Consider the following 22,569-nt stretch of genomic DNA (forward strand, 5'->3'; position numbering starts at 1 on the left):
CAACCCATGAAAGTTACCCTAGGAGAAGATACGCAAGTATTGGATGAAGTAGTTGTTACTGCATTGGGTATCAAGCGGTCAGAGAAAGCATTGACGTATAATGTACAACAGGTGAAAGGGGATGAACTTACAACTGTAAAGAGTACTAACTTTATGGGAGCACTGGCTGGTAAAGCAGCAGGGGTACAGATTAATTCTAGTGCTTCAGGTCCAGGCGGTGGTGTAAAGGTTGTAATGCGAGGTGCTAAATCTATTACGCAGAATAATAACGCTCTCTATGTGATTGATGGTATTCCAATGTATAATCGTGCTTCTTCCGGGGGTGATGGAGCTATGGCTACACAACCGAGCAGTGAATCAATAGCTGACATTAATCCGGATGATATTGAGAGCATGTCGTTGTTGACAGGACCTTCTGCAGCTGCATTGTATGGATATGAAGGAGCTAATGGAGTAGTATTAATTACTACCAAGAAGGGACGTGCTGATAAGACAACCGTGACTTATAGTAATAATACCACATTCAGTGATCCTATGATGATGCCTAAGTTTCAAAACACTTATGGTAATATGACAGGTGAAATGATGAGCTGGGGATTAGAAACTGATAAGAGATACGATCCTGCAAATTTTTTTAATACAGGAAGCAATGTATCCAATGCACTTTCTCTCTCTACAGGTAATGATAAGAGTCAAAGCTATATCTCTGTAGCCACAACTAATGCAACAGGCATTATGCCCAATAATGACTATGATAGATATAATTTCTCATTCCGTAATACTACCAACTTCTTGAATAATAAGTTTATTTTGGATACAAGTGCTAACTATATTATTCAAAACGATAAGAATATGGTATCGCAAGGGCAGTATTTTAACCCGCTTACTTCTTTGTACTTGTTCCCACGTGGCGAAGATTTTTCTGATGTAGCTGTATACGAACGTTATGATGATTTGTCGGGTGTAAATACTCAGTATTGGCCATATGGTGATTTAGGCGGTGTTTCGTCTCAAAATCCTTATTGGATTATGAATCGTATGAATCGTGAGAACGATAGAAGACGTTATAAATTGGCTGCTAGTCTACAATATAATATCATTGAAGGGCTAAATGTACAAGGACGTGTGAGCATCGATAACACCGAAAGTAAATACACCGAAAAATTCCACGCAGGTACGGTCGGTAATTTTGCCGGTCCAAAAGGGCGATATAAAGAAGAAAACCGTCTAGACAGACAAGTGTATGCTGATGTATTGGCGAACTTCAATAAAACGTTCAATGAATTTAATGTAACGGCCAATTTGGGTGCTTCTATTAAGGATCTTCGTATGGAGTTGACTTCTTTACATGGAGACTTGAACAATGTAACTAATCATTTTACTATCGAAAACCTTACACGCAGTGGTTATTATAAAGTAAATGCTGATGGTTTAAAGCGTCAGACACAATCAGTTTTTGCCAATGCGGAAATAGGCTGGAGAAGTTTTCTCTACTTAAGTCTCACCGGACGTGCTGACTGGGATTCTTCTCTGGCTCTTTCAGAAAGAGGAAATAAACCGTTTTTCTATCCTTCTATTGGTCTTTCAAGCATTTTGAGTGAAGTTATTGATTTGCCTGAATGGTTCTCATTCTTAAAAGCACGTTTTTCTTTCACTTCGGTGGGTAATGCCTATGATCCATATTTGACAAAGGTACGTTATGTTTATGATGATCAGCTTGACCAATATAAAGCAGAATCCTTGTATCCAAACTCTGATTTGAAACCAGAAATTACTAAATCTTATGAGGCGGGATTGAATATGCGTTTCTTCAAGAATACATTGAATTTTGATATTACTTATTACAACTCTGATACACGTAACCAAACATTCGCTGCGCCTCTTCCGGCAAGTTCTGGGTATACGGCTGTTAACATCCAAGCAGGTAGTGTACAGAACCAAGGTATAGAGATGGCCTTAGGATATAAAAATGAGTGGCGTGATTTCGGTTGGTCCAGTAATTTTACTTTTACTTATAATAAGAATAAAATTAAAAGATTGGCTGATGGTGTTACAAACAGAATTACGGGGGAACCGATTGAAATGCCTTATGTAGACAAAGCAAGATTAGGAGGCTCTACTTCACCGGTAGTACGCCTGACAGAAGGTGGTTCTATGGGAGACCTGTATATCAACCGTGACTTTAAACGCGATAATAATGGTTATATCTATTTGGATGCCAAGACAGGTTTGCCAAGTATGGTGGAAACCGAATATAAGAAAATCGGTTCATTGCTTCCAAAGGTTAATTTAGGATGGAGAAACTCATTTACTTATAAAGGTTTACGTCTGAATATATTGTTAAGCGGACGTTTTGGTGGTTTGGTTGTATCTAATACACAAGCTTTCCTTGATCGTTGTGGTGTTTCCGAATATAGCGCACAACTTCGTCAGGCTGGAGGAGTAACCATCAATAACAGAAATGTATCCGCTAAGGATTATCTCAGCATAGTAGCGGCTGGTACTGGTGAAGGTGACCACTATGTATATGAAGCAACCAATATTCGTTTGCAGGAGGTTAGTCTTGAATATACACTCCCTAAAAAGTGGTTGTATAACATTGCTGATGTAACATTAGGTTTAATCGGAAATAATCTGGGCATGATATATTGCAAGGCACCGTTCGATCCTGAATTGGTTGCGTCATCTACCAGTACATTCTATACTGGTGTGGATTATTTCATGCAACCTAGCTTGAGAAACATGGGATTTAGTATAAAAGTACAATTCTAATAAAGCAACGAATGATGAAAAGATTCAATATAATTAAGACTGTAAGCGTGGCAGCTTTCACTACTACTCTGCTATTCGCTTCATGTACGGGAAACTTTGACGAATTAAACACACATCCAACAGACGTGTATCCCGAAGATATGACTCCGACGGAACGGGTCGGTACGTTGTTTGTGGCTATGACTCGCTTATTGAATGCCTGTCAGGAAAATAACAGTCAACACACTGAACAAATGGTAGGGCAGTATGGCGGGTATTTTGCAACAACTGCTCCTTGGAATGGTACTAATTTTGGAACATTCAATCCTAGTGCTGACTGGGTAGATGTTCCTTATAAAGATATGTTTACAGAGTTTTATCCGAATTTCCAGACAATAAAAGAATCTACAGGAGGTACCGGATATATTTATGCGTGGGCATCTATTCTGCGGGTCGGTGTTATGCTTCGTGTAGCTGATATTTATGGTCCTATCCCTTACTCTGAAATGGGAAAAGGAGAATTCCAAGTGGCATATGACGATGTGAAAACACTCTATCATAATATGTTTGATGATTTGACACGTAGTATCAATGTACTTTCGGCATTTGTTCAGGAAAATGAAGGAAAAGAAGTACCTGTTGCCGAATATGATATCATATATAATGGTGATTTTAGCAAATGGATCAAATACGCTAACTCATTAAAACTTCGTATGGCCGTACGTATCGCTTCTAATACTGAAGATACAGAATATGCCAAACAAATGATGGCGGAAGCGATTGATGGCGGAGTAATAGAATCTAATGATGATAATGCCTTTTTTCCATCTATGCCATATAACCCATTTTGGATTGCTTCAGATTGGGGTGATTTAGCTATCAATGCAACACTTTCTGCATACATGAATGGATATAATGATCCACGTATCAGCAAATATATGAATACCTCGACTTCGTATAGAGAGTATCGTGGTGTACGTATGGGTATTAAAGATACAAGTAAAAGCGTTGAAGGTAGTGCTGCAAGGTACTCTAAACCAGCTGTAACAGATGCTTCTCCTATGCCAGTTTTTTATGCGGCAGAGACTTATTTCTTAAAAGCTGAAGCGGCTTTACAAGGATGGATTGCAGGTGGAACAGCGGCAGCTAAGAGTTACTATGAACAAGGTATTCAAATTTCAATGAATCAATATGGCGTAGAGATTGGTGATTATCTTTCAAGTACAGTTGTTCCTCAAGGGTATACAGATCGATGGAACTCTCAAAATAATATTTCATTTACTGATGTTCCTACTGTTGCATGGGAAAACGGAAGTAATAAACTTCAGAAGATTATTACTCAAAAATGGATTGCCAACTATCCATTGGGAATCGAAGCGTGGTGTGATTATCGCCGAACTGGTTATCCTGAATTGTTTACGGCGCGAGATAATCTAAGCTCTGTTGGTTATATCGGTGATATTGATAGTAAACGTATGGTACGTCGTTTACCATATCCTACAACGGAAAAATCTAGTAACTCAGCCAATGTAGAAGCAGCTATTGCAACTATGTTAGGTGGTCCGGACACCGGAGCTACAGATTTGTGGTGGGCGAAAAAGAATTAAATTTTAACCTGATAAAATATAGAATATGAATATAAAGCATATAAAAAATGCATTCGGATTTGCATTTGCCGCTATATTCTTCGTTGGATGTACGGATGTGGAATCTATTAATGATGTTGATTTGAATCAAACAATTAAAACTGATGAATATTATGCTGCTTTGCGCAAGTGGAAAGAAACACCGGGACTTCCACAAGTGTTCGTTTGGTTCGACAATTGGACAGGAACTTCTCCTACTGGTGAAAATAGCTTGAGAGGTCTGCCTGATTCTGTAACCATTGCTTCCAACTGGGGTGGGCATCCGAAATTTGAATTAACTTCGGAGCGAAAGGCTGATATGGAATATGTACAAAAAGTGAAAGGCACAAAGGTTGTTGTTACCTTATTTTCTCAAAATGTAGGCGACGACCTTCCGGATAAAGAAATTTATCACGAAGCTGGAACCAGTAGTGATCCGGAAAAGGTGAGGCCTGCAATTAAAGCCTATGCAGAGGATATTTATAAAGCTTGTCTTGAATGTGGATATGATGGTTATGACTGGGATTATGAGCCTGGTGGTGGAATGGGAGTTGGTCCGCTTTGGTCAAATAAAGTACAGAGAACTATTTTTGTCGAGGAACTTTCCTACTGGTTTGGACATGGTGCTATGGATCCTAACCGCGATCGTGGAGATCGCCCTATGCCAGAGAAACGCCTTCTTTTCTTGATTGACGGTGAGGTTGGAATCCGAACAGGTATGGATAAAGAATGGCTTTCATACTATGTAGACTATTTTGTATTGCAAGCTTATGGTGGAATGGCAGATTATAGAATGACAGGCGTGTTGCGTGATATGGATGATTGGATACAACAGGGGATTATTACTCCGGATGAAATTGTCCGTAGAACCATAGCTACCGAGAATTTTGAATCGTATGCTAATACTGGAGGAGGATTCCTAGGTATGTCAAACTACGTATATAAAAATACTTATACTGTTAATGGAAAACCTTATGAAATAGACCAGTTAATTGGTGGATGTGGTCTTTATCGTGTAGGCTTTGACTATGCACAAGGTAAGGGCGATTATGATGGTTCACCGGAATATTATTTCTTGCGTCAGGGAATTACAAACATATATAGGAATTTCTATGATCGCATGAATGCTGCCAACGAAGAATAATGATTAAACGAATTTTATAAGAATGAAAATTATGAAATATATCTATTTATCAAGTCTTATGATTGCATTGTCAGCATTCTTTCTTATAGGATGTGAGAATGCAGAATACAAGGCACAGTCAAACAGCCTTTACATAACAGATGCGGCTGGTACAAACAATGCTACTACTGTTACCATGGATGATGGTGCAGACATTAACGTTGTTGTGCGTTTAGCTCAAAAAGTTATGGAAGATGTGGAAGTGGAAATCCAGTTCTCTCCTGAATTACTGGCTGAATACAATGCAACTAGCGGTACGGAATATGAAGTCTTGCCAGCCGATATGCTTCCAAAGAATGCGACAGTGATAATTCCGGCAGGTGAAATTAGTGCTAATTATCGACTTCATGTGGATGATTTTGTGACTAATGGTATTACTTATGCCATTCCTCTTACATTAGGAAATGTTATAAAAGGTAATATTGTAAAATCAAAAGCTCAAAGTAAATTTATTTATGTATTAGCTAAGCCTTTGAATGTTTCTGTTCCTGTATTACGTGGTAATGCCGGAAATGTAACAACACTTCCTGAAACGGATTGGGGAATTACAGTAGATGCATGGACATTGGAAGCATGGGTACGTATGGATGGTTATAGTATAAATAATCAGGCTATTTTCACTTCCGGAAGTAATGATCATGAAATCTATATCCGTTTTGGAGATGCCAATAGGCCTTACAATTATCTACAGATAAAGTCTTTGGGAGGTCAAAAACAAACAGCCAGTGATTTGGAAGCAAACACTTGGTATCATTGGGCTTTCGTTTATAATGGAACAACACTTACCATTTATAGGAATGGAAAACAAGATACCTTCTTTGATCCTCCTGCACCGAAAGGTGGAAGCGTACGCTTTGATTTTATGAAAATAGTGGATAGTGGTAGCTATTTCCGTAATAATTGTGCTATGAGTCAGGTTCGCCTATGGAAAGTAGCTCGTACAGAATCGGAGATCGCAAACAATATGTATTTTGAAGTTAATCCTAAGAATCCTAATTTGATTGCCCTTTGGCCAATGGATGAAGGAGATGGCACTTCCTTTAGAGATGCTACAGGAAACGGACACAATGCAACATCTAATGGTGCACTTCAAAGGTGGGAACATAATATCCGATTTGATAAATAAAATGTTTTAGGCTAATAATTCATTGAAAGAGGAGGATATGTCGCAGAGGCATATCCTCTTTTTTATATGTTAAAGTATCCATAATTTATTAGAACTTTATTCTCCTGAATTGTACTTCTAGTAAATGCTCATATAAACTTAAATTCTAACAAACATGAAACATTGGTTATTATCTGTTTTGCTGGTGGTATGTGGTACTGTTTCAGCACAAATAACACTCGTAAAAGATGGCAAAAGTAGTGCTCGCATCATTGTGCAGGACAAGATGCCAAATAGTAAGACGTCAGCGCAATTCTTACAACGTTTTCTTACTGAAATTTCGGGAGTTGCACTTCCTATTGAAAATGATAAAACTCCTCGGAAAGGAGATATTCTCATTGGTGGTCAATCTTCGGCGGAAGTAACAGAGGATGGATTCTCTATTTCTACTCAAGATGGTATTCTAAAAATATCTGGTAAAGAAAACGGTGTTGTATATGGGGTTGTTACTTTATTGGAGCAATATTTGGGTATCAATTATTGGGGAGAGAATGAATATTCTCTTACCCCTTCAAAAACGGTGAACTTACCCTTCATTAATAAAGTCGAGAATCCGGGCTTTCGTTACCGTCAGACACAATGTTATGCTATCCATACAGACTCTATTTATAAGTGGTGGAATCGTTTAGAGGAACCGAATGAAGTGTTTGCTGCCGGTTATTGGGTGCATACTTTTGATAAGCTTCTGCCTTCATCCATTTATGGGAAAGAACATCCGGAATATTATTCTTACTTCAAAGGAAAACGCCACCCGGGAAAGGCCAGTCAGTGGTGTTTGAGTAATCCGGAGGTTTTTGAGATTGTAGCTCAACGTGTTGATTCTATTTTCAAAGCAAATCCAGATAAGCATATCATGTCTGTAAGTCAGAATGATGGTAATTATACAAATTGTACGTGTGATGCTTGTAAGGCAATTGATGATTATGAAGGAGCATTATCAGGAAGCATAATCACTTTTCTGAATAAGTTGGCTGCCCGTTTCCCGGATAAAGAATTTTCCACATTGGCTTATCTATATACTATGAATCCTCCGAAACATGTGAAACCTTTGCCGAATGTGAATATTATGCTATGTGATATTGACTGTGACCGTGAAGTAACTTTGACGGAGAATGCTTCGGGAAAAGAGTTTGTGAAAGCCATGGAAGGATGGTCTAAGATTACCAATAATATTTTCGTGTGGGATTACGGTATTAACTTTGATAATTATCTGGCTCCATTTCCTAATTTCCATATTTTACAGGACAATATCCGTCTTTTCGAAAAGAATCATGCCACCATGCATTTCTCTCAAATAGCAGGGAGCAGGGGAGGAGATTTTGCAGAACTTCGCGCTTATTTAGTGTCAAAGTTAATGTGGAATCCAGAAGTTAATGTAGACTCATTGATGCAACATTTTCTGCATGGATATTATGGGGAAGCAGCGCCATATCTTTATCAGTACATAAAGATAATGGAAGGCGCATTAATCGGTAGTGGACAGAGGTTGTGGATATATGATTCACCCGTATCACATAAATATGGCATGCTAAAGCCTGCTTTGATGCGTCGTTATAATCATTTATTTGATTTGGCTGAAAAGGCTGTTGCAGCAGAACCAGATTTCTTAAAACGAGTTCAACGGGCACGCCTGCCAATTCAGTATTCAGAACTGGAAATAGCACGAACGGAGACAGAAAAAGATTTGGTAGATATCAATAAAAAGTTAGACCTTTTTGAGGAACGCGTGAAAGAGTTTCAAGTTCCTACATTGAATGAACGTTCCAATTCACCGGTAGACTATTGCAAATTGTATAGGGAACGTTACATGCCGCAAAAAGAAAAAAGTTTGGCTTTGGGCGCAAAAGTTACTTATCTAATTCCTCCTACGGGAAAATATGCGGCATTAGGAAAAAACGCATTGGTTGACGGTTTGTTTGGTGGAGCAACCTTTGTTGATAGCTGGATTGGTTGGGAAGGAACCGATGGTGCATTCGTTATAGATTTGGGCGAAGCGAAAGAGATACATAGTGTGGAAACAGATTTTCTTCATCAAATAGGGGCCTGGATTCTTTTTCCTCTAAAGGTGGTTTATTCATACGCTGAAGACGGTGAACATTATACGCATTGGAGAACGATTGATTTACCGGAAGAACGTACGGGTGAGGTAAAATTCCGTGGAGTCAAGGCTGAATCAGCCGAACCGATAAAAACTCGTTATGTGAAAGTAGAAGTCACCGGAACGAAAGAATGTCCGACCTGGCATTATGGTGTAGGCCATCCTTCGTGGTTTTTTATAGACGAAGTGATAATAAAATAAAAAAAGTAGGGGGGAGACGTTAGTAGTTTCCCCCTTTTAGTTGTATTATATATAGATGGGTCAGAAAAATGAATTTTTTCATCTATATACTATGATTTATGCAACAGAATAAAACTGCTTCTCAACGAAAAACTATTAACCCGGCTTGCTGGGTACCTACTGCTTATTTTGCAATGGGACTTCCCTTTATTGCTATTAATCTGGTTTCTGTTTTCATGTTTAAGGATCTTGGAATTTCGGATACGCAAATTGCATTCTGGACTTCTCTGATTATGATGCCTTGGACACTGAAATTTTTGTGGAGTCCTTTTCTTGAAATGTATCGGACGAAAAAATTTTTCGTATTGATTACAGAATTATTGAGTGGTGTATTGTTTGGAGTAGTAGCCTTTTCTTTGTTTTTCGATTACTTTTTCGCCATAAGTATCTCTACGATGGCAGTGATTGCCTTTAGTGGAGCAACGCACGATATTGCTTGTGATGGTGTATATATGGCTGAATTGAACAAGGAAGATCAGGCAAAATATATCGGAGTTCAAGGTGCTTTTTATAATGTAGCCAAATTGGTTGCTAATGGAGGATTAGTTGCTATGGCAGGAGCATTGGCAGAGCATTTCGGAGCAATAGAAGGTGCTTCGATAGATGCTAACAAAGGAGCGTATTCATCTGCATGGATGATTATTTTCGGCGTAATTGCGGCAATAATGGTACTGATCGGTATTTATCATATAAAAATGTTACCTTCTACACAGGTTCCGTCAACAACGAAGAAAACAGCATCAGAAGTTGGGCACGAACTGGTAGCAGTCATTGCTAACTTCTTTACTAAAAAGCATATTCTCTACTATATCTGTTTTATTATTTTATATCGTTTGGCAGAAGGCTTTATCATGAAAATAGCTCCGCTGTTTTTACGTGCTTCAAGGGATGTAGGCGGCTTAGGACTGTCGTTGACAGAGATCGGCACGCTAAATGGTATCTTTGGTTCCGCTGCTTTCGTTTTAGGCTCATTGTTAGCAGGTATTTATGTCTCTAAGTTCGGATTGAAAAAGACACTATTTACTCTCTGCTGTATTTTTAATCTTCCGTTTGTAGCCTATACCTTTTTGGCAGTTGCACAGCCTACTAATGTATATCTGATCGGAACTTGTATAACAATGGAATATTTTGGTTATGGCTTTGGTTTTGTCGGACTGACGTTGTTTATGATGCAACAGATTGCTCCAGGCAAACATCAAATGTCACATTACGCATTTGCTTCAGGAATCATGAATCTGGGAGTGATGCTTCCGGGAATGGTTAGTGGTTATCTTAGTGACTTATTAGGATATCGTAATTTCTTTATCTATGTGTTAATCGCAACTATTCCAGCTTTTCTGATTACTTATTTCATACCTTTCACGTATGATGACTCAAAAAATAAATAATATAAAATCAACGATTATGAATAAAATTCAAATTCCTTGGGAAGATCGTCCTGTCGGATGTACGGACGTTATGTGGCGTTACTCACAAAATCCAGTTATCGGACGTTATCATATTCCTTCATCTAATAGTATTTTCAATAGTGCTGTTGTTCCTTTTGAGGATGGTTTTGCAGGCGTATTCCGTTGTGATAACAAAGCTGTACAGATGAATATCTTTGCAGGTTTTAGTAAGGACGGAATTCATTGGGATATCAATCATGAACCTATTCAGTTTAAAGCAGGTAACACGGAAATGATTGAGTCGGAATATAAATACGACCCTCGTGTTACATGGATTGAAGACCGTTATTGGGTGACTTGGTGTAATGGTTATCATGGCCCTACGATTGGTATTGCCTATACTTTTGACTTTAAGGAGTTTTTCCAGTGCGAAAATGCTTTCTTGCCTTTCAATCGTAATGGTGTACTTTTCCCGCAGAAGATCGATGGCAAGTATGCGATGTTGAGTCGTCCCAGTGATAATGGACATACTCCGTTTGGCGATATATACATCAGCTATAGTCCGGATATGAAATATTGGGGTGAACACCGTTGTGTAATGAAAGTGACTCCTTTCCCGGAAAGCGCTTGGCAGTGTACGAAGATTGGTGCAGGTTCAGTTCCTTTCCTTACAGATGAAGGCTGGTTGCTGTTCTATCATGGTGTAATCACTACTTGTAATGGTTTCCGTTACGCTATGGGAGCTGCCATATTGGATAAAGATCATCCGGAAAAAGTTCTTTACCGTACACGTGAATATCTGCTTGGTCCGGCTGCTCCTTACGAACTTCAAGGTGACGTTCCTAATGTCGTATTCCCCTGTGCTGCTTTGCAAGATGGTGAACGTGTTGCTGTTTATTATGGTGCGGCAGATACTGTGGTAGGTATGGCCTTCGGATATATAAAAGAGATTATCGATTTTACGAAACGAACGAGTATCATTTAATAAAGATATGAAACGTATTATATTAACTTACACACTTGCTTTTTCCCTTCTTTCCGCCTATGCGGGGGAAGGGGGGAGCCCTCCCCTTAAAAATACGGATAGAAGTCTTTTGATAGATTATGTGGATCCTTTTATCGGAACTACAAATTTCGGAACGACCAATCCGGGAGCGATTTGCCCCAATGGTATGATGTCTGTGGTTCCTTTCAATGTGATGGGATCTTCCGAAAACACATACGATAAAGATGCCCGATGGTGGTCTACGCCTTATGAATATACAAATTGTTTCTTTACCGGATATGCTCATGTGAATTTGAGTGGAGTCGGTTGTCCGGAATTAGGTTCTTTATTATTGATGCCTACTACCGGAGAACTGAATGTGGATTATAAAGAATATGGTAGTAAGTATAAGGATGAACAGGCTTCACCGGGCTATTATTCTAATTATCTGACTAAATATAATGTAAAAACAGAAGTTTCGGCTACTCCGCGTAGCGGTATTGCCCGATTTACTTTCCCGAAAGGGAAAAGCCATATCCTGCTGAATTTGGGGGAGGGATTAACGAATGAGAGTGGCGCTATGCTTCGTCGTGTAAGCGATAGTGAAGTGGAAGGAGTCAAACTACTTGGTACATTTTGTTATAATCCTCAAGCTGTATTCCCCATTTACTTTGTATTGCGGGTTAAGAAGAATCCTTCTGCAACAGGGTATTGGAAGAAACAACGTCCGATGATGGGTGTTGAGGCTGAATGGGATAAGGATCAGGGAAAGTATAAACTTTATACTTGTTACGGAAAAGAAATAGCAGGAGATGACATTGGTACTTATTTCTCCTTCGATACAGAAGAAGGTGAACAGGTAGAAGTGCAAATGGGAGTTTCTTTTGTAAGCGTAGAAAATGCCCGTTTGAATCTGGATCGTGAACAGGCTGGAAAGGATTTTGAGAAGATCCATGCGGAAGCACGTTCCAAATGGAATGATGACTTGTCACGCATAACAGTGGAAGGTGGTACAGATGCCCAAAAGACTGTGTTTTATACAGCGCTTTATCATTTGCTGATTCATCCTAATATTTTGCAGGATGTAAACGGAGAATATCCGGCAATGGAAAGTGATAAAATCCTGACAACCAAAGGTGATCGTTATACCGTATTTTCTCTTTGGGATACCTACCGTAATGTTCATCAATTGCTGACCTTGGTTTACCCGGAACGTCAGATGGAAATGGTGCGTACAATGCTTGATATGTATCGTGAACATGGATGGTTGCCTAAGTGGGAATTATATGGCAGAGAAACATTGACAATGGAAGGTGATCCGAGTATTCCGGTAATTGTAGATACTTGGATGAAAGGTTTGCGTGACTTTGATGTTGATTTGGCTTATGAGGCAATGTACAAATCTGCTACATTACCGGGGGCGGAAAACTTGATGCGTCCTGATAATGATGATTATATGTCTAAAGGATATGTACCCCTTCGTGAACAGTATGACAATTCCGTCTCTCATGCATTGGAATATTATATTGCCGATTTTGCATTGTCTCGTTTTGCAGCTGCTTTAGGTAAAAAGAAAGATGCGGAGATGTTCTATAAACGTTCTTTAGGATACAAACATTATTATAGTAAAGAATTTGGAACTTTCCGTCCGATTCTCCCCGATGGGACGTTTTATAGCCCGTTTAATCCGAGACAAGGAGAGAACTTTGAACCGAATCCCGGTTTCCATGAAGGTAATTCCTGGAATTATACGTTCTATGTACCACATGATGTATATGGCTTGGCGAAATTAATGGGTGGAAAGAAACCTTTTATCGATAAACTACAAATGGTTTTTGACGAAGGACTTTACGACCCGGCAAATGAACCGGATATTGCTTATGCTCATTTATTCTCATACTTTAAAGGTGAAGAATGGCGTACACAGAAAGAGACGCAGCGTTTATTAGATAAGTACTTTACAACAAAACCTGATGGTATTCCAGGAAATGATGATACGGGAACGATGTCTTCCTGGGCTATTTTCAATATGATCGGTTTTTATCCGGATTGTCCCGGACTGCCCGAATATACATTGACGACTCCGGTCTTTAATAAGGTAACGATCCGGTTAGATCCGAAATGGTATAAAGAGAACGAACTGGTGATTGAAACCAATCGGACTCAACCAGGAGCTTTATATATTGATAAGGTACTATTGAATGGCAAGAAGTTCAATAAATATCATATCACACATGATGAACTTGTTCACGGCAAATATTTAAAGTTTGATTTGAAATAACACACAGTGTTTCATAGGTATCGTTTTTGGGTTGACAGGGCTGTCGGACTTCTTATAGTTCGGCAGCCTATTTTTTTACATTTATTTCTGTTATTACTTCATCGGAAATAGTGACGGTATATGCTTGGGATAGTGACGGTATCGGACCATGATAGCGTCACTATTTGTCTTGGATACCGTCACTATCTTACTTTTATTAAATTATACTCCGTAGTATTTTTAGTTATTCTCTGTTTTATAGGTGATTACAAAAATCTATTCCATACGTCTACTATGTAAATCGTATGCAATAAAATAAAAAATGAGAAGAAATTTATTTAAACATATCCTTTGGATATTGATACTTGCAGAGTGTTTTCCTCTATTGGCAATTGCCGGATCGCAGCAAAAGGAACAACGTTATAAAATAGCCGTATGTGACTGGATGATTCTGAAACGTCAGAAAATCGGTTCATTCCAATTGGTACATGAATTGAATGGTGACGGTGTAGAATTGGATATGGGTGGTCTTGGCAAGAGGGAAATGTTTGATAATAAATTGCGCGAGCCCCATTTCCAGCAGTTATTTCGTGAAACTGCTCAAAAATATCAATTAGAAGTTTCTTCTATTGCTATGTCCGGTTTCTATGGACAGTCTTTTCTGGAACGAGCTAACTATAAAGATTTAGTTCAGGATTGCCTTCATGCCATGAAAGTGATGAATGCCAAAGTTGCCTTTCTTCCTTTGGGAGGAATCAAAGCCGGATGGGAAAAGATTCCGGCACTACGGACAGAAGTTGTAAAACGCTTGAAGGAGGTAGGAGATATGGCAGCTTCTGAAGGGGTGGTGATTGGTATTGAAACTCAATTGGATGCAAAAGGAGATGTGAAACTACTGAAAGAAATTAATTCTCCCGGAATCAAGATCTATTTTAAATTTCAAAATGCATTGGAGAATGGAAGGGATTTGTGCAAGGAGTTGAAGATTCTGGGGAAAAAGAGGATTTGCCAGATTCACTGTACGGACACAGATGGAGTGACTTTACCTTATAATGAACGATTGGACATGAATAAGGTGAAAAAGACGCTGGATAAGATGGGATGGATTGGATGGCTGGTAGTAGAACGTTCGCGCGATAAGGATGACGTGCGGAACGTGAAAAAGAATTATAGTACGAATATTAAGTATTTGAAAGAGGTGTTTCAACAGAGATAGGAGGATATTATGATATAGTTAATATTACAAAGAGAGAGAAAAAAATGCAAAATCTATTTTTTTTATTCTTTTAAGTGATTACATATTTTTTGATTGTACGTCTTTCCTTAAAAGAACTTTTAGATTTTGAAGATATAATGTATTATTTTTGTTTAAATTAAAATTTAATCTATGAAGAGTAAGATGAAGATTAAAATGAAAGTTGTCGGGAGCATAGCTTGTTTATCGATGATTTTATTTATGGGCTCTTGCGCTGGAGATGGTTTTGATGAAGAAACCTTCTCCGGTGGCGTGACGAATACGCAATTGGATTCGCCGAAAGCATCGGATGTGGCTTTTGAAAAACTGGCTACAACTGAAAATAATGTAAAAGTTACTTGGTCTGTTGTTATGGGGGCAGGTGGTTATAAATTTTCTATGTACATTGTAGATGACCCTGATCATCCTGTAGCTGTAGTGAAGGACAGTATTGTAGACGGGACGGCTGTAGTATGTCCTTGGGTAGAAGATACGAACTATAAGGTTGAGATTGCAGCATTGGGGAATGAAAAGTTGAATAATACAGCTTCCGTTTCCGCCACTGAAATCAGTTGGTCTACACTTGTTGCCGCAACGCTTGTTCCTAATGGTACAGACTTGACTACATATTTTGCTGAACATCCGGTGACTACGGGAAAAGATACAGAAGTTGCTTTCGAACTGGAAGCAGGAGGGACGTATTATATTTCAGGAGATTTGAACTTTGGCGTAAATAATGTACAGTTGCGCGGAAATAAAACACGCGGGAATGCGAATGTGAAATTCACTGCTCCGGCTTCTATTATTACTTGTGGTGGAGGATTAGCCTTGAAGTTTATCAACTTTGATTGTGATGTAGTGACAGATGGGGCTTTTTTAAAGTTTGGTGATGTTCCGGAAGAGATATTGGATACAAAGAGAACCGATCATGGAAAAGTAACTAATCCTATGGTTATTCAATCTTGCAATATCAAGGCTGTTAGAAAATACTTAGTTCACATTAACGGAAAGAAGTATGGTATTCAAAATTTTGCAATCAGAAATTGTGTAATAGATTGCTATCAAGCTGCTGACCTGATAAACTTTAACTCTAGCAGTTCGATTGTGAAAGACTTCGAAATAAGTAACTCTACGATTTATAGTCATAACCAAAACGGTTCTCGTTTTTTACGTTATGGAGGTGGACAAACAACCAGTTATGATGGTTGGTCAAGAGGATCGATGACATTTATAAGCAATACATTCTATAATCTCTCCTATTCCGGACAGAGTTTTAATGGCAATGGTTGGTCACAGACACATAATGAGGTAATTTCAAAGAACAATTTGTTTATTGACTCATTTTCGGGAAATTTCAATCGTCGTATAAGAATGCAGGGTACAAAGGTAGCTGCAACTTTTGAAAATAACTGTTATTGGTACAATGGCGCATTGCCACTGGATGAGACTTCAAATCGTGCGGATGGTGATAAGAGCAATTCTGCTTATGGCGTGGATCCGGGATTCGCTGATGCTGCAAACGGTGATTTTACTCCGAGTGCTCCCGAAGTATTTGCTCATGGTAGTGGCGACCCGCGTTGGTTAAATTAAAAAGATAATAAATCTAGAATACGATAAAGATGAAACATAAGAATATATATAGAATCAGTATCAGCCTGCTTCTAGCTTTTGTGATGGCTTTGCCGACAATAGCACAGAATACTAAAACATTCAAAGGAGTTGTGCTGGATGAGACCGAGCAACCTATTATTGGAGCTGCCATAAAGGTTGTAGGAACAACAGTGGGAACAATAACGGATTTAGATGGAAATTTCACATTGAATGTTCCTGATGGTAAGGAAGTGGAAATCTCTTATATAGGATATGTACCACAACGTTTTTCTGCTCCATTCAAATTGACAAAGATCATCTTGAAGGAAGATACGCAGCAATTGGATGAAGTTGTAGTTGTGGGTTATGGTACGCAGAAGAAAGCGCATTTGACTGGTGCTATCGCCACTGTTCCCGTTGATGATATTCAGGATATTTCAAGTGGAAGTTTGGCCAGTACATTGAGCGGTTTGGCAAATGGTATCTCTGTAAACGGAGGTGATACTCGTCCGGGACAAAACGCTACGATTACTATTCGTCAGAATGGTGAGTTGGAAGAAATGGGAGGTACCAACCTGCAGCCATTGTATGTTATTGATGGTTACATTTATCCTACGGAAGTAAAAGTGGGAAGTACTTATACTAATTTGGGTGCGGAAGCGTTTAACAACTTAGATCCATCAGTTGTGGAAAGTATTTCTATCTTGAAGGATGCTTCTGCAGCAGTTTACGGTGCTCGTGCAGCAAATGGTGTTATTCTGGTAACCACAAAAAAGGGAAAGTTAGGTGCGCCTAAAATTTCATATAATGGAACATTTGGTATTACAGATGAAGTATCTCGTCCTAAGATGTTGAATGCGTATGAGTATGGCAAGTTATGGAATGCAGTACGTATGGCTGACCCGACGGAGACAAGTATTGATCCGTTAAGAGCTATTTTTCAGCAGGATGAGTTGAATGCCATGAAAAGTTTGCACTATGATTTACTGGATAAATATTGGGAATCCGCATTGACGCAGCAGCATAGTGTAAACCTGAGCGGTGCTACTGAAAAAGCCAGTTATTTTGCCGGAATTTCTTATTTTGATCAGGATGGTAACTTAGGTAAGTTGGATTACAATCGTTGGAATTACCGTGCTGGTGTAGATGTGAAAATCAGCAAGTGGATAAAAGCGAATGTACAGGTCTCCGGTGATTATGGAAAGAAAAATACTCCTCTGAATCAGGTCGGAGGTTCGTCTGCAGAGAAAGATTACAATACGCTGTTGACACATCCTTATTATATTCCCGAATATGTGGGTGAATATGCGGTAGCTGCTTACGGTCCTACTAATTCATCGGTAAGTAATATTCAGAATTACAATTTCAATGTACTTCAGAATAATGGCGACTATAAACGAAACATGACATCAAACATGAATATTAATGCCGGGTTGGAATACGATTTCGGATGGAATAAATGGTTGAAAGGACTGAAATTGAAGTTTACTTATTCGAAGAGTGTCAATACGAATAAGACAAATGATTATGGTACTTCTTATAATCTTTATTATTTGGAGACTCGTTCTGGTAGTGGAGAACATTTGTATACTCCAATTGAAGGAGCGGATAACAGTGCATTTGAAAATACTAGTTTTTATTTGGCAAATAGTGGAAAACCGGTGGTTAACTCCAGTACAAGTGATATTACTGGATATTTGTCTCGTTCCATGACTCGTTCGGATAACTATCAGATGAACTTTACTGCAGCATATAATAGGGATTTCGGACTACATTCTGTAGGAGGTTTATTCTCCATTGAAAAGTCTGAATCAGAAACAGAATATTTGTACGGTATGGTTACTAACCCATACGAATTTACGACAGGACAATCTAATTCGGTAGACTGGAATAGTACTCCTAGTACAGAATTCACTCGTTTTGAGTCGGGTAATTTATCTTATATCGGTCGTTTGAATTATTCTTATGATAACAAATATTTACTGGAGTTCCTGCTTCGTTCGGATTCTTCCACCAAGTTTGCTCCTGAAAATTATTGGGGATTTTTCCCGTCAGTATCTGCTGGTTGGGTGGTTTCACAAGAAGAATGGTTTACTAAGAACGTTACATGGATTGATTACTTAAAGTTGCGTGCATCTTTTGGTTTGACCGGTCGTGATAATACAACAGCATGGCAATGGTTGCAGACTTACGGAACAGATAAGGATAAAGGGCCAGTATTTGGCACTAGTACAGAGGCCAATGCCGGTAGTCACCTCACAATGAATAAAAACAATGCAGCAATCAATCGGGATGCTCATTGGGATAAATCTTATAAAGGTAATTTGGGGCTTGATTTCAATGTTCTCGATAATCGTTTATCATTCAATATTGACGCTTACTATGAATGGAACCGTGAGATGTTGCTTAGTTATAATGCCTCTGTTCCATCTACAGTGGGAGCTAATTCTGCGAAAGTGAATTATGGAGAATTGAATACTTATGGTGTCGAACTGTCTGCTACATGGAGAGACAAGATAGGTAAGGATTTTAAGTATAAAATTCAGTTGAACACCGGGTATAGTGATAATGAGATTTTGGTAAGAGACTGGGATCAGAAGCCTACTTATAAGAGCTATAAGAAGGGTGATCGTTTGGATCAAGGCATCTGGGGTATGCAGTGTATCGGTATGTTCCGCAGCTATCAGGATATTGACGAGTATTTTGCCAAGTACAATATTACTTCCTATATGGGTAACGTTAAAGAAGATGTAAAACCGGGTATGTTGATTTATAAAGACGTGCGTGGAGCCAGACAAGATGATGGTACATACGCCGGACCGGATGGTGTGGTTAGCTCTGAAGATGACCAAGTACGGTTATCTAATCGAAGCAATCCTTACAGCATGACAATGAACCTGAACGCAGAATGGAAGGGGCTTTCTTTGACAGCTCAGTTTAATGCGAGCTGGGGTGGTTATAGTTTCTTGCCTAATGATGCAATTTCTTTAGGAAACCAAGGAACATCGGCTAATAAGTATAATGATTTGGAATATGCAAATATGCCTTCGTTCTGGACTACAGACAATATGTTTGTGTATAACGACGTAGTAGATGCAGCAGGTAATGTAGTGGTGAAAGCCAATCGCAATGGAAAATATCCGAACTTGAGATGGGGCAGCGTGAATGCAGTAACTTCTTCTTTCTGGAGAGTAAGCGGAACACGTGTCAAACTGAATCGCGTTACATTAGCTTACCGTATACCGTCAAAATATACAAAAATGATAGGTATCGAAAGTTGCCGTTTTAACATTACAGGACAGAATCTATTAAGTTTCTATAATCCTTATCCGGATAATTTTATTGATCCGATGACTACTTATGGGAATTATCCTACCCTGCGTAAATTCACGATTGGTGTTAATTTAACATTCTAAAAGAACAGTAAAATGAAAAGAAAAAATATATTCCGTATCAGCGTAGCTTTTTGGGCGATGACTGCGTTTACTTCTTGTAGCGACCAGTTCATGCAAGACAAGCAGAACTTTGACAGCACTACTGCCGATGCTTATAATTATTGGAGTGGTGCACTGGGACGTGTAGCAGATGTTTATAGAGTATGTCTGCCAGATCCTAAGGCTACTCCCAGTTCAATGTATAACAGTACCGGTTTAGCAGACGACCAATCTAAGTCGACTGAAGAATATAGTGGATTCAGTGCTTTTGTCGATCCACTCAAGCCGTTGACTTATCAAACCGGAAATAATCCTGTACCTGATTACTTTGAAGGAACGAAAGGTGATCCTATAACTTCCGCTTATGGACGTATTCGTAATATTAATGATGTCATTGCAGGCATTGAAGGAAGCACGCTTTCGCAGGAAGAAAAGAATGAGTTGTTAGGGCAGGTTTACTTCTTTCGTGCATGGTGCTATTATAATTTGGTGAAATGGTATGGTGGTGTGCCCATCATTACGGAAGTACAGGAACCTGTTGAAAGTTCTGTTGTTCCCCGTTCTTCCGCAAAGGATTGTTTCAAATTTATTTGTGACGATTTGGAGAGAGCTGAAACATTGTTAGCACCTTTTACGGGAGCCGGACAATGGATGTCTGGTGATAATTACGGTCGTGTTACTTCCGGTACAGCAGTGGCTTTGTTGGGTCGAGTACGTGTACTATATGCCAGTCCGTTATTTAATCGCTCCAATAATTTGTCTCGTTGGACACAGGCTTACAATGATATAAAAAGATCTATTGACGTGCTGACAGCTGCCGGATATGGCTTGGCTAATGAAAGTAATCCCGGTGTGAACGCTTCCGGTTGGGCTAATCTTTTTACTGAAGTGCCGAGTCAAGAAGCTGTATTTGTAACGCTACACAACACGCTGACGGAAGGAGTTCCTGATTATCGTAAGAATAATACATGGGAAAATGGCATCCGGCCGTACAATGCTAGAGGAGGAGGTGGCAAAACACCTTCCGCCATGTTGGTAGATATGTTTCCTATGTCTGACGGCAAGATACCTGCAACTTGTGAAACATACAATACGTTAACTAAATCAGATATACCTTATTATCGCGAATTTCCTTTCGTCGATCGTGATCCGCGCTTCTATCGTACATTCGCTTTCCCGGGAGTTCGTTGGTCGTTTGTCGGTAATCCTACGACACAAGGGAACCGATACCCGCACAATGGTCCTGATTATGAACTTTGGAACTATACCTGGTATACGGATGCAGCTTATGTAGATGATATTGAAGCCAATAGCAGTGTGACCTATGGCGCTGATGGTCTCCTTAATGATGTAAAAGGTTTTTATGTACGTAAACGCTCTGATGACAGAGATGTGAATGCTATTGCCCGTTATGTCTATGATGAAAAGTCCGGGGGATTCACACGTTCTGCCGCGCCGTATATGGAGATTAGATATGCGGAAGTATTACTTAATTATGCAGAAGCAGCATGTAATGCGGGTGAGATGGGAGTTGCCGTTGATCAATTACAAAAAATCCGTGCTCGTGTTGGTTATAAAGCTGAAAATAATTATGGATTGGAAGCAGGTTTGGACGGTGACCAAGCTAAATGTATGGCAGCTATCATGTATGAACGTCAAATTGAATTGGCATACGAAGGAAAACGTTTCGATGATATGCGTCGCTGGATGTTGTTTGATGGCGGCATAGAACTTCCTGAAGGTGCGCCTGCTACTTGGAAACTGACTGGCTGGGGTGGAAACACATGTACATATCTTGGTTTTAAGCCACTCAACGGACAACGTCGCGAGAATCTTGAATTCCGTACAACTGTAAACGGTGGCATTGGTGGAACAAATGTTGACGACGATCCGTTAGTAAAAGCTGGAATTACCCGTCCGGCTGCAATGGATTTGAGAAAGGATCTTGCCAGCGAACAGGATAGGCTGAAAGAATTTTATTCAAATTATTTGACCCGTAAGACAAAGAAAGGCGATTCTTATGATGATAGCCATTCTCCATTGTATATCGCGTTCCTTCCAAGGTATTATATCCTTGGTTTCCATCAAGGTATCCAGGGTAATAATAGTACATTGCTGCAAACCATCGGCTGGGGAGATTACAACAACGGTGGCGCAAACGGTACTTTTGACCCGCTGGCTGAATAAAAAACTCAACTTCCTTCGATAAGAACCCTGCATTTCGGTGCAGGGATAATTACATCGGAGATGAATCACAGGATGCTTCGGCATCGAAAACCATAGAAATTCACCGGTTCCTCCCTCTTTTCTTTGAGAAGACGGCAGGAATTGGTGAATTTTTGTTCGTTAAATCAGCTGATTTTAGTTATCTTTGCCTTCGCAAACTTCTCAAAACGCTTCCCCAAGCCTGCTGAATGCCTGCAAACTTCCAGAAACGCTTTCCCAAGCTTGTAAAATGCCGGAAAACTTTTTAAATCGCTTTTGCAAGCTTGAAAAACGCCTGCAAATTTTAAAAAATGCTTTCACAGGTATGCAAAACGTCCGCGAATTTACAGCAACCATTTCGCGGGCTTGTCCGGACTTCGAATTTTTCAGAGATAGATAGAACAAGTATGA

12 protein-coding genes are annotated in these 22,569 nt (G+C 39.3%); all 12 read left to right on the top strand.

Annotated features, from left to right (window positions below; translation table 11 throughout):
- The coding region (locus LPH68_RS19720; RefSeq protein ID WP_230297095.1) for a SusC/RagA family TonB-linked outer membrane protein at positions 1 to 2,772 on the top strand (2,772 nt) is incomplete at its 5' end.
- A gap of 11 nt (positions 2,773 to 2,783) precedes the next feature.
- Positions 2,784 to 4,358 carry a SusD/RagB family nutrient-binding outer membrane lipoprotein gene (locus LPH68_RS19725; RefSeq protein ID WP_015531208.1) on the top strand — a complete coding sequence of 525 codons (1,575 nt, stop codon included), beginning with the start codon at positions 2,784 to 2,786 and terminating at the stop codon, positions 4,356 to 4,358.
- A 25-nt stretch (positions 4,359 to 4,383) separates the two neighbouring features.
- Positions 4,384 to 5,520: a glycoside hydrolase family 18 gene (locus tag LPH68_RS19730; RefSeq protein WP_008022208.1), complete on the top strand. Its 1,137-nt coding sequence runs from the start codon at positions 4,384 to 4,386 to the stop codon at positions 5,518 to 5,520.
- A 58-nt stretch (positions 5,521 to 5,578) separates the two neighbouring features.
- The gene (locus LPH68_RS19735; protein ID WP_230297096.1) at positions 5,579 to 6,685 is read left to right on the top strand and encodes a DUF1735 and LamG domain-containing protein; all 1,107 of its coding nucleotides are present in this window, start codon (positions 5,579 to 5,581) and stop codon (positions 6,683 to 6,685) included.
- A 154-nt stretch (positions 6,686 to 6,839) separates the two neighbouring features.
- Positions 6,840 to 9,023, top strand: coding sequence for a DUF4838 domain-containing protein (locus LPH68_RS19740; protein WP_008022211.1), 2,184 nt, complete (start codon positions 6,840 to 6,842; stop codon positions 9,021 to 9,023).
- Positions 9,024 to 9,121: 98 nt separating this feature from the next.
- Positions 9,122 to 10,450, top strand: coding sequence for an MFS transporter (locus LPH68_RS19745; RefSeq protein ID WP_004306233.1), 1,329 nt, complete (start codon positions 9,122 to 9,124; stop codon positions 10,448 to 10,450).
- 16 nt (positions 10,451 to 10,466) lie between these two features.
- Positions 10,467 to 11,435, top strand: a complete 969-nt coding sequence (locus LPH68_RS19750; RefSeq protein ID WP_004306232.1) for a 1,4-beta-mannosyl-N-acetylglucosamine phosphorylase — start codon at positions 10,467 to 10,469, stop codon at positions 11,433 to 11,435.
- A 7-nt stretch (positions 11,436 to 11,442) separates the two neighbouring features.
- A complete protein-coding gene (locus LPH68_RS19755; protein ID WP_008022212.1) occupies positions 11,443 to 13,716 on the top strand; it encodes a GH92 family glycosyl hydrolase in 2,274 nt (757 codons plus the stop codon).
- Positions 13,717 to 14,017: 301 nt separating this feature from the next.
- Positions 14,018 to 14,911, top strand: coding sequence for a sugar phosphate isomerase/epimerase family protein (locus LPH68_RS19760; protein WP_004300476.1), 894 nt, complete (start codon positions 14,018 to 14,020; stop codon positions 14,909 to 14,911).
- A gap of 171 nt (positions 14,912 to 15,082) precedes the next feature.
- Entirely contained in the window at positions 15,083 to 16,519 is a 1,437-nt protein-coding gene (locus LPH68_RS19765) for a DUF4992 family lipoprotein (RefSeq protein WP_008640536.1), read from the top strand.
- Positions 16,520 to 16,548: 29 nt separating this feature from the next.
- Positions 16,549 to 19,935: a TonB-dependent receptor gene (locus tag LPH68_RS19770; protein ID WP_151923312.1), complete on the top strand. Its 3,387-nt coding sequence runs from the start codon at positions 16,549 to 16,551 to the stop codon at positions 19,933 to 19,935.
- A 12-nt stretch (positions 19,936 to 19,947) separates the two neighbouring features.
- The gene (locus LPH68_RS19775; protein ID WP_151923311.1) at positions 19,948 to 22,140 is read left to right on the top strand and encodes a RagB/SusD family nutrient uptake outer membrane protein; all 2,193 of its coding nucleotides are present in this window, start codon (positions 19,948 to 19,950) and stop codon (positions 22,138 to 22,140) included.
- The last annotated feature ends 429 nt before the right edge of the window (positions 22,141 to 22,569 follow it).

Origin of the sequence: Bacteroides sp. 1_1_30 (assembly GCF_020982715.1) — a bacterium.
Lineage (GTDB): Bacteria > Bacteroidota > Bacteroidia > Bacteroidales > Bacteroidaceae > Bacteroides > Bacteroides xylanisolvens.